Annotated in this window: 3 protein-coding genes, 1 pseudogene and 1 other annotated feature; of the genes and pseudogenes, 3 read left to right on the top strand and 1 reads right to left on the bottom strand. The window is 45.6% G+C overall.

Features of this window, described 5'->3' with window-relative positions; translation table 11 throughout:
• The 3 genes and pseudogenes from F6K37_RS38130 to rplL form a co-directional block, all read left to right on the top strand.
• Positions 1 to 245, top strand: a pseudogene (locus tag F6K37_RS38130) (50S ribosomal protein L1); the annotation flags it as partial.
• Between the two features lie 338 nt (positions 246 to 583).
• Positions 584 to 749, top strand: a sequence feature (ribosomal protein L10 leader region).
• A gap of 124 nt (positions 750 to 873) precedes the next feature.
• Positions 874 to 1,440, top strand: a complete 567-nt coding sequence (rplJ, locus tag F6K37_RS38125; RefSeq protein ID WP_287256275.1) for a 50S ribosomal protein L10 — start codon at positions 874 to 876, stop codon at positions 1,438 to 1,440.
• Positions 1,441 to 1,565: 125 nt separating this feature from the next.
• Positions 1,566 to 1,970: a 50S ribosomal protein L7/L12 gene (rplL, locus tag F6K37_RS38120; RefSeq protein WP_287256273.1), complete on the top strand. Its 405-nt coding sequence runs from the start codon at positions 1,566 to 1,568 to the stop codon at positions 1,968 to 1,970.
• Positions 1,971 to 2,143: 173 nt separating this feature from the next.
• On the opposite strand, the gene F6K37_RS38115 is transcribed toward rplL, so the two are convergent.
• A complete protein-coding gene (locus F6K37_RS38115) occupies positions 2,144 to 2,275 on the bottom strand; it encodes a hypothetical protein (protein WP_287256271.1) in 132 nt (43 codons plus the stop codon).
• Between the last annotated feature and the right edge of the window lie 188 nt (positions 2,276 to 2,463).

Here is a 2,463-nt window from a genome sequence, read left to right as displayed (position 1 = left end):
CTGGTAAACTAGAATTTAGGGCTGACCGTACTGGCATTGTTCATGTTATGTTTGGTAAGGTATCCTTTAGCCCCGAAGACTTACTGGTGAATCTCAAAGCTTTGCAGGAAACTATCGACCGCCATCGTCCATCTGGCGCAAAAGGTCGGTATTGGCGCACTTTATATGTGTCTGCCAGCATGGGTCCATCGATTGAAGTGGACATTGCTATTCTGCGTGAACTCAAGCTTGAGGGTGCTGCTTAAAACGGTTAGTAAACAGCTAGATAAAATGTCGCAGAGTCTACCAAAAACTCTTAGTATTTGTTAGACTTAAATTAGGTTAACACCGACAGGGATTATTATGTAACTTGAATTAAAGCCGAAAACCAAGGGTTTAATAGTTGCACTCTCTATCCCGGTGGAAGCAACTTTGTTGACATTTTTATGGCGCTCGCGGGATATTCCGTCAGAGCTTTGGGAGATACCCCCTGGATGTGAAAGCATCTTGCCTTGGCGGGCCTTGGTCTATCTTGGTAGACTTTGGTAGCTAAAAAGTATCGGAGATTAGAAATCACCCTAAAATTCAACTAGACACACTAGACAATTGAAGAAGGCTTGCGCTGAAGACAGCAGGAGTAAGTAGCTTAATATCCTGCCGAGGTTAAAGTAATATGTATCTGCCCGGGCACTGATACCAAAGTGAGTGCTATAGGGGTAATGATACAACCCTTAACCCCGGCTAAGTCTCCGGGGTTTTAGTTTGGTTATTTGTTATCAGTCAGATCATCGACCGTTGAATACTTATCATTCTTGGTTGAGAGTCAATTGAAAATAAATATTATTTATTTTTATTTATTAACAATTAACAATTAACCAATTAACAATTAACAAAATGGGTAGAACACTTGACGAGAAAAAGACAATTGTGGCGGAGCTCAAGCAAACCTTGAGTGAGTCTCAGCTGGCTGTAGTTATTGATTACCAGGGGCTGTCGGTTGCTGAAATTACCGATTTACGGAATCGTCTGCGTCCCAGCGGCACCATTTGCAAGGTGACCAAAAACACCTTCATGCGGCTTGCGGTGGAAGAAGACGAAAACTGGCAGCCAATGACAGAATTCCTCAGTGGTACTTCAGCCTTTCTCCTGGTCAAAGACGATGTTGGTAGTGCCATCAGAGCCTACCAGGAGTTTAAGAAAACCGCCAAGAAGACTGAATTTCGCGGCGGCGTGATGCAAGGTCAAGCCTTGAATGAAGAGCAAGTTAAAGCAATTGCCGACTTGCCTTCTAAGGAGGAACTGATCGCGCAAGTTGCTGGAGCGATTAATTCTATCGCTACCAAACTTGCTGTCGGGATTAATGAGGTACCAGCCTCCTTGGGTCGTAGTATTAACGAGGTGCCAGCTTCTTTGGGTCGATGCATCCAAGGGATTGCTGCCAAGGAAGAAGGCAACAGCTAGTACTCGGTTTTCCCCCTTTTTGAGATCAGTACAACACTCTTTCTGAGATCTGTACAACACTTAAGTACAACACTTAAGTACAACACTCAATAAATTAAACAATTCACCTAGAAGGAGTTATATCAATGTCTGCTACAACTGATGAAATTCTCGAAAAATTAAAATCTCTGACTCTGCTAGAAGCTTCTGAGCTGGTTAAGCAGATCGAAGAGGCTTTTGGTGTCAGCGCTGCTGCTCCTGCTGGCGGTATGATGATGATGCCTGGTGCTATGCCTGGTGCTCCTGGAGCTGCTGAGGCTGAGCCAGAGGAAGAGAAAACTGAATTTGATGTGGTTCTAGAAGAGTTCCCCTCTGATAAGAAGATTGCTGTACTTAAGGTGGTGCGAGCAATCACTGGTTTGGGTCTCAAAGAAGCCAAAGAGTTGGTGGAATCTGCTCCTAAAGCGATTAAAGAGGCCATTGCTAAAGAGGCGGCTGAAGACGCTAAGAAGCAACTGGAAGAGGCTGGTGCTAAAGTTACCGTCAAGTAATATCTACTATCATGTCTGGTTGACTAATCATCATATCCCTTCTCGGGTAATGTAAGCATTCAGCGGTCAGCCGTCAGCCGTCAGCCGTCAGTGATTGGCCGTAGGCCACGCTACGCGAACAGCGGTCAGCTATCATGGTTATTTTATTCAAAAGCACCTCAAGTAGCTTGAGCCTACAGCCAATGGCTGTTAGTGTAGCGTGCCCATAGCGCATAAGCTGATAGCTGAAAGCTGTTCGCGTTCGCGGAGCGTGGCCATTCGCGTAGCGTGGCCAACGGCCAAGGCCAAGCGTGCGCGTAGCGCATAAGCACCTCAAGTAGCGTGCGCGTAGCGCTTAAGCTGATAGCTGAAGATTAGGGACTATTTGGTAAGTGATTAACCAGACTTGAGCTCAGTTGAATCAACCTCGATTTTTGGGGAGCCGACGCAATCGGCTCCTTTTTTTTGTGGAACGGACATCTTGTTTTTTGTGGAACGGGCATCTTGCCCGTTT

The sequence above is a fragment of the Moorena sp. SIO4E2 genome, from assembly GCF_010671945.1.
Taxonomy (GTDB): Bacteria; Cyanobacteriota; Cyanobacteriia; order Cyanobacteriales; family Coleofasciculaceae; genus Moorena; species Moorena producens.
Note: the sequence above shows the minus strand (reverse complement) of the source record. Positions and strands in the feature narration are given on the sequence as shown.